The organism is Streptomyces sp. NPDC058964, from assembly GCF_042741275.1.
GTDB lineage: Bacteria > Actinomycetota > Actinomycetes > Streptomycetales > Streptomycetaceae > Streptomyces.
The window spans coordinates 1-7110 of sequence record NZ_JBHYKH010000174.1 but is presented as its reverse complement, the minus strand read 5'-3'; the positions used below and the strand labels follow the sequence as shown (position 1 = coordinate 7110).

Genomic DNA, 7110 nt, shown 5'->3' with positions numbered 1-7110 from the left:
GGGGGGGCGACACCCCCCAGTGGGGGCTCGTGCGGGGGGGTTGTTATACGGCGTGGGGGGGGGGCCCGACTGTCGGGGGGCACGACCGTACCCGAACTGCGCGGGCCCCGGACCGGCCGGAGGGACGGCGGCGGGGCGACTGTGGAAGACCCGGCACGGCACGCAGGGCACCGCGCGCGGGGCTTCCGTGCGCAGAGTCAGCCGTCTCCGGTGGGAAGCGGCTTGACCGTTTCGAGTAATTTGATCGTTCATATGAACGTTCAAATCGGCGGGCTGGGCAAACGAAAGCACCGAGCCATGTGCCTGTCAACCCGTCCTGCACGAACTTTGCGGGGAACGCTCACGGCCGCCGCACGCCCGCCGAACGAACCCGGCACCCCGAAGAGCTGAACGCCTCCGCCGCAGGAGCAGCGGTGGAGTGCGCGACGGCCGTAACCCCTTGACCCCCGCTGCGGCCGCCCGGCCCCGGCCGTTGACGCACCCGGTCCGCTGTGTCACCGTTGAGGAGTCATGTTTGAACGATCAAATGCGGCGCGTACCTTCCGCGCACAGGCACCGTGACCGCCCACCGGCCCACCCCGGGAACGCTCACAATCACCGAGGTGGCACGCGTCGCCCAGGTGTCCCGTCAGACGGTTTCCAACGCCTTGAACGCCCCTGAGCGGGTACGTGAGGACACTCTGAAAAGGGTCCTGGCGGTCATCGACGAGCTGGGATACCGGCCGAACCGGATGGCCCGGTCACTGCGCACCCACCACACCCGCCAGATCGGCTACCGCCTCGACCCGGACCGCTCCGACACCGCAAGCGTCCTGCAGGACCGCTTCCTGCACGCCCTCACCAGCGCGGCCGAGGCCGACGGCTATCTCCTGCTGCTGCTCAGCGCCAGCCACACCAGCGACGAACTCAGCCGCTACAACAACGTCCTGCGGACCAACAGCGTGGACGCCTTCGTCCTGTCCGGCATCGACCCCGGGGACCCCAGGCCCGGCTGGCTCGCCGAGCGAGGCGCTCCCTTCGCCTGCTTCGGCACCCCCGACGACACTCTTCCCGACCTGCTCACGGTGGACGTCGACGGGGCCCGTGGCACCGAGATGGCCGTGGACCACCTCGTCGCACGCGGCCACCGCCACATCGCCTTCCTCGGCTGGCCCCGTACCTCCGGACCCAGCGAGGCCCGCAGGCACGGCTGGCAACGCGCCCTGCACAAGCACGGCCTGGCACCCGCCTCTTTCGCACGGGCGCTCGACACCATCTCGGACAGCACCCGAGCCGCCCTCGCACTGCTCGACCACACCTCGAGGCCGACGGCGGTGGTTGCCGCCAGCGACACCTTGGCCATGGGTTGCTACGCTGCCGCCCGGCAGCGAGGTCTCGAGATCGGCCGTGACCTGGCAGTCACCGGCTTCGACGACTCGCCCATCACAGCAATCGTCACTCCGTCGCTGACAAGCGTCCGTCAACCGCTCGACGAGGTCGCACAGACCATCATGCGACTGCTCGTCAGCCGCCTCGAGGGACGAATGCCCGACAGCCCCCGGGTGGTGCTGGAGCCCTCACTCGTCCCACGCGACAGCACCTGACCCTTCCTAAGGACTGAGCGGGAGTGAGTCCTGCTGTCAGAACCCATGCTGAGCCGAACGCCCCGAACGGTTTTGGGCGTTCGGGTTGCCCGCGCTGGCTCCGCGGCCGGGCGGCACGCATCGTGTGCGTGGTCGGGGGATGCGGGGGCGGGGTCCATCACGCCCAAGAGCATGCCGGTAGGCCTGGACGGTCCGATGCCCACGACGACCGGAGCGCTCGGCGCCCGTCGCCCCCACCTGCCAGGCCGTCAAACCGCATAACCCGGACCCATGGATCCGACAGGAGAGGCCCCGGTTACGCTGTCACTCGCCGCAGAAAAGCCGGTGTCCACTCCCGGGGACCAGCCTCAACGGCATGGCGCACCGCCGCCTGCCCCAGCTGATCCACCACAGTCATACCGTCCCTCCTCGCCCGGCTTGACAAAACGCATGGGGCACTCCCCCACGTTGCCCGGGCGCAGGTGCACGGCGAGCATCTCACGAGTGTGTCAGGCTGGAGACACCTCCGCTGCTGTCACATGACCTCCGGTCCGCGGCCAGGCTACCGCCTCGTGAATGACTCAGGTCGATCACATGTACCCGGGGTTCCGAACGTCTCCACCCCTAGGGGGCCATCATGAGCACCCAAAGTCAGAAGGTCGCAGTCATCACTGGCGCCTCGCAGGGCATCGGAGCCGGGCTGGCCGTCGCCTACCGCAAGCTTGGCTACGCCGTCGTCGCCACCTCACGCACCATCGCAGCCTCGCAGGATCCCGGCATCCTCACCGTCCAGGGCGACATCGCCGACCGCGCCACCGTGGAACGGATCATCACGGCGGGCCTCGAACGGTTCGGCCGCATCGACACGCTGGTCAACAACGCCGGGATCTTCATCTCCAACGCGTTCACCGACTTCACCGAGGAGGAGTACGACACCGTAGTCGGCGTGAACCTGACCGGTTTCTTCCGGATCACCCAGCTCGCGATCAAGCAGATGCTGACCCAGGGCGGCGGTCACGTCGTGCAGATCACCAGCACCCTGGCCGACCAGGCCAACTCCAACGTGAACTCCGTACTCGCGGCACTGACCAAGGGCGGTATGCAGTCCGCCACCAGAGCCCTCGCCATCGAGTACGCAACCCGCGGCATCCGCAGCAACGCCGTCGCCCTGGGCACCATCAAGACCCCCATGACCGCGGGATACTGGGACGAGCTCGCCGCCCTGCATCCGGTGGGCCGCCTCGGCGAGGTGAGCGATGTCGTCGACGCGGTGGTTTACCTCGAGAACGCCCCGTTCGTCACCGGCGAGATCCTGCACGTCGACGGCGGCCAGATCGCCGGCCACTGAGCCGAAGACGGGCCTGTCAGCCCCCTCCCATCCGCCTGACCCACGTCCGGTTCGGATGGTCACAAAGCATCCCAGCGCTCGAGGGTCGGAGCGGTTCGAATAGACGCCGATATGCAGACGACCGATCTATCTTTGAAAGTGAGAACACACCCATGGATCTGAAGCTCGAAGTCTTCGTACTGCCCGTCTCCGACGTCGACCGGGCCAGGGAGTTCTACAAGAAGGCGGGATTCCGCCTGGACCTCGACAAGACCGCCAGCGAGGACTGGCGAGGTGTGCAGTTCACGCCGCCCGGCTCCGAGTGCTCGATCATCTTCGGCAAGGGAGTCACCTCCGCCGCGCCCGGCTCGGCCCAGGGCATATACCTGGTCGTCTCCGACATCGAGCAGGCACGCGCGGAGCTCGTCGAGCGCGGCATCGAGGTCAGTGAGATCTTCCACGACGCGGACTTCTTCTACCACGGCCACGAGGGAGGAGAAGTCATCCACGGACTCGATGGGCAGCAACGACTCGCCGGCCCTCAACCCGAGCGCGCCTCCTACGGCTCCTTCGCCACCTTCAGCGACCCGGACGGCAACGGCTGGGTACTCCAGGAGATCACCGAGCGACTCCCCGGACGCTGACTCCTGCAAGGTTCCCAATGACGACACGGCCTCGGCCAAGCGCCCGCCTCCGGACCCGCGGATCTGCGCGACCCAGTACTCCAGCTGTAGATCGTGATGTGTGCCATCGCCTTGGGGCTGTTTGCCGCTGATGGAAACTCAGGTGGCATCGGCACGCGGTCCGGGTAGAGTCGCGCCGTGCCCGAGCTGAAGCAGCTGGATGCTGGCCATGCCCCGGCGGTCCTGGCCTTCGAGCTGGCGAACCGCGCCTACTTCGCTGCCTCGATCTCCGACCGGGGCGACGAGTTCTACGACCAGTTCGCCGACCGGCACAGCGCTATGCTTGCCGAGCAAGAGGCTGGCGGCTGCGCCTTCTATGTGCTGGTCGCCACGGACGGCTCGGTTCTGGGCCGGTTCAACCTGTACGACTTCAAGGACGGCACTGCCAACCTCGGCTACCGGGTCGCGCAGCACGTCGCCGGCCGCGGCGTTGCGACCGCGACCGTCCGGGAGTTGTGCCAGTTGGCAGCGGCACGGCACGGGCTGCGCGCACTGCGCGCAGCCACCTCCCACGCCAATGCCGCATCCCAGAGGGTGCTGACCAAGGCCGGGTTCGTCCCGGTCGGCCCGGCAGACCCGGCCGACCTCGGCGGTAAGCCGGGCACCTGGTATCAGCGCGACCTGGCACTCCAGCCATAGACCCCGATCTTGCCGGTGGACCGGCTGCGGATGGCTGCGGCCACCGTCGATACCGCCTGCCGTGTCGGCTTCTGGGCCAACTCCCTGGCCACAGATGCGGCGTGGGACGGCATCCGTTCCCTCACCCATCAGTCCCTCCTCACGAAGCTGGGCGACTGGCGTCAGCCACTGCCACGCCCCGTGCGCCCGCCTACGGGTGACCATTGAGCACGTGAGGCCGCTTGGGTGAACGCAGTCGGCAGCCGTACACACGAAATCGCGGGAAGGTCGTGGCTGCGTTCGGATGAGCGCCGGCAGGTAGGCCGTCGTGCACCGCCTGAGACTTCGGCAGCCCCCTCTCGGGGTGTAACTCAAGCAGCGTTCGAATTCGCGGTGCGCCCTTGGTGCCTCCCGAAGCCGGGTTCCGGCTCAGCTTCTGCGCTCTGTGTCTGTGGGTAACCGCTCAGATCTCGAAAAGGGCTTCCTCTTGTGGCGGCACTGGAGGGTCGAGGACCTCGCGAAGTCGGGTGATGTCATGGCGCCATTTGGAGCCTTTTGCAGCTTCGGCCCACAGCTCGGCGAGCTCAGACAGCTCGGAGACCACTTGGTCCAAGGCATCGACGGCGAGTGTTCGAAGGTCTGCGGACAGCCCCGGCAACGCCTCTGACGGGCCGTAGTTCAAACACGCCGGCTCGCCGTCAGGGTGCTGGGCAACGACCAGCGCGGCTGCGGCCACTGCTCGCTCGCCATCGGAGGAATCCAGGTAGTCCGTTGAGTCGGCGGTGCGTTTGAGTGCGCTTCGGATCATGGATTCGCGTTCTTCCAATGCCGCCTCGTCCAGGTCACCCCCGAAGTCGGCGGCGGTGTCGTTGTCGAAGGGGCCGATGTCCCAGGTGCCCATGTCTCTCCTCACGTGGCCGTCCTGGGGATCGTCGCACTGGCCACCGACAGCGAGGTCAGGAGGCAAGCAGTGCCCGCTTGCGCAGGAGTTTGAAGCCGGCCCGTCCGTACATCTGTCGCGTGATCATTTTGATGCGGGTCCCGACGACGTTCGCAATACGGGCGCCGGCCCGGCCGGCCATAGCGAGACCTACCTCGGCCAAGGTCGAACGCAGCCGCTCAATCTACCGAGCATGACGGCGGGTCAGTGCGAGGGTCTGCTCAACGAAGGTCTGCCGTCCGCAGGAGGCGTCCGTACGGCTGAACCGCCGAGGCCGTAGGGTTCTGCCTCGTGCACCAGCTTGAGATTTCCGACCTGATCACGGCTGTGGATCCACACAGCGGCCACCGGCTCCCGGTCCGGCGTGCCGAGGTGATCCAGGTGCTCCGCGAGAGCGGAGACGAGCGCGCGGCCCGGATCGTTGCCGGGCTGCCCGCGGACCAGCACGGCGTACTCGACCCGCACGCCGTGGACCGCCTGCTCATCAGCGTGCACACCGAGCTCCAGCGCCTGAGCGAGGAGCTACGGATCGGCGAACGCCTGGTCCACCTGCTCGGTCCCCTCTTCACCGCGATCCGTTCGACTACCGGGCAGGGGCCGTACCGCCTGGTGGACGTCGGTTGCGGCCTGGGCTACCTGGTCCGCTGGCTGGCGGCTACCAACGCCCTCGGCGCGGACGTCGATCTGGTCGGGGTGGACCTCGACGCCACGCTGGTCTGCGAAGCAGCCCGCCTTGCCCACGCAGAGGGCCTCAAATGCCGCTTCGTCCGGGGAAATGCCTTCGCCTTGCCGGAGGCCGCGACCGTCTACGTCTCCACTGGCGTGCTGCACCATTTCCGTGGGCCTGCTCTGGCCGAGTTCTTCCAGGCCCAGGCCGCCTCGCCGGCGTACGCCTTCTGCCACTTCGACATCGCCGCAACCCGTCTCGCACCCATCGGCGCCTGGATCTTCCATCGTGCCCGCATGCGGAACCCGCTCGGCCGCCACGACGGCGTCGTCTCCGCGCTGCGCGCGCACAGCGACGAAACACTGCTGCGCGCCGCTGCGGTGCCCGGCATCCGCGCACTGCTCTACGAGCCACGCGGCGCGGTGAACCCGTTCTGCACCACGTTGCGCCCGATCATCGGGGTGCGCCCGCACCTTGAGGCGCCGCTTCGCCGAGCCCTCGGGCGGAACGCACGCCGCATGGTCGGCCCGGAACACCTTGCCGAGGCCCCCCGATGACGCCCGCCATACCGCTTGGACTCCTCGGTCTGGTCGACGCAGCGTTCAGCGGTTTTCGCGCCTATGCCGGCAGCGACGCCCGCATCCGTAAACAGCGGGCCACTGCCCGAGCCGCCCTGCGTGGGCTTGCTGTCGGGGCCGTCCTGCTGCTCGCCCCCACGCTGACCGCCACCCTCCTGCTGCTGACCGCAGGCGACCGGGCGAGGGCCTACGACACTCTGACTGCCGGCGGACTGGGCTACCTGCTCCCGCTCACCGTGTACGCCACCGCCGTACTGCTTTCGCTCGCCGCCTACTTCGCCCTGCCGTTCCGCGCCAGCACCCTCGCGATGGTTATCGGCCTCGGCCCGCTGACCCTGCTGCGTCCGCTCGCCATCGCCGCCGCTTGCCTCGGCGGAGTCCTCAACGGCGGAGGTACGTCCGCCCTGCTGGTCGGCGCAATCGCCGGCGCCGCCGTGCTGTGCGTCGAACCTGTGGTGCACCGGCGCTGGTACCACCACGTGTGGTAGGCGACCTGGGTGACGTCGTGCGGTCTCCACCGAGCGTCACTGCGATGGCTGACAGCCGGTGCTGCCCCAGCGTGAACGGTCCGACCTGGCCCCACTTCGGGGCTGGTGCGGCAATTGTTCCGGACCACCGGGACGCCACCCACCGGCGAATCGGTCAGCCGTCGCACATGACGGCCATGCACCCGGCGGGACGCAGTCCCGCAGTGAGCCCGTCCCGCACGGCGGCGGGGGCGGGGCGAGCCAGGGC

Annotated in this window: 7 protein-coding genes; 6 read left to right on the top strand and 1 reads right to left on the bottom strand. The window is 68.4% G+C overall.

Translation table 11 applies throughout. The features are described from left to right. Positions 1–602: 602 nt before the first annotated feature. The 4 genes from ACFW2E_RS21885 to ACFW2E_RS21870 all read left to right on the top strand — a co-directional run bounded on the left by ACFW2E_RS21885 (position 603) and on the right by ACFW2E_RS21870 (position 4211). Positions 603–1583: a LacI family DNA-binding transcriptional regulator gene (locus ACFW2E_RS21885; RefSeq protein WP_384468743.1), complete on the top strand. Its 981-nt coding sequence runs from the start codon at positions 603–605 to the stop codon at positions 1581–1583. A 616-nt stretch (positions 1584–2199) separates the two neighbouring features. Further along, positions 2200–2910 carry an SDR family NAD(P)-dependent oxidoreductase gene (locus tag ACFW2E_RS21880; RefSeq protein ID WP_384468742.1) on the top strand — a complete coding sequence of 237 codons (711 nt, stop codon included), beginning with the start codon at positions 2200–2202 and terminating at the stop codon, positions 2908–2910. A 152-nt stretch (positions 2911–3062) separates the two neighbouring features. Next, a complete protein-coding gene (locus ACFW2E_RS21875; RefSeq protein ID WP_384468741.1) occupies positions 3063–3533 on the top strand; it encodes a VOC family protein in 471 nt (156 codons plus the stop codon). 177 nt (positions 3534–3710) lie between these two features. Beyond that, positions 3711–4211, top strand: a complete 501-nt coding sequence (locus ACFW2E_RS21870) for a GNAT family N-acetyltransferase (protein WP_384468740.1) — start codon at positions 3711–3713, stop codon at positions 4209–4211. 442 nt (positions 4212–4653) lie between these two features. Here ACFW2E_RS21870 and ACFW2E_RS21865 read toward each other — a convergent pair whose 3' ends face one another. Then, positions 4654–5091 (bottom strand): DUF4259 domain-containing protein, encoded by a 438-nt coding sequence (locus tag ACFW2E_RS21865; RefSeq protein ID WP_384468739.1) that lies wholly within the window; start codon positions 5089–5091, stop codon positions 4654–4656. Positions 5092–5421: 330 nt separating this feature from the next. On the opposite strand from ACFW2E_RS21865, the gene ACFW2E_RS21860 reads away from it, so the two are divergent. After that, positions 5422–6354 (top strand): class I SAM-dependent methyltransferase, encoded by a 933-nt coding sequence (locus tag ACFW2E_RS21860; protein ID WP_384468738.1) that lies wholly within the window; start codon positions 5422–5424, stop codon positions 6352–6354. Further along, positions 6351–6863 (top strand): hypothetical protein, encoded by a 513-nt coding sequence (locus tag ACFW2E_RS21855; protein WP_384468737.1) that lies wholly within the window; start codon positions 6351–6353, stop codon positions 6861–6863. Before ACFW2E_RS21860 ends, ACFW2E_RS21855 begins: the two co-directional genes overlap by 4 nt. Positions 6864–7110: the final 247 nt, after the last annotated feature.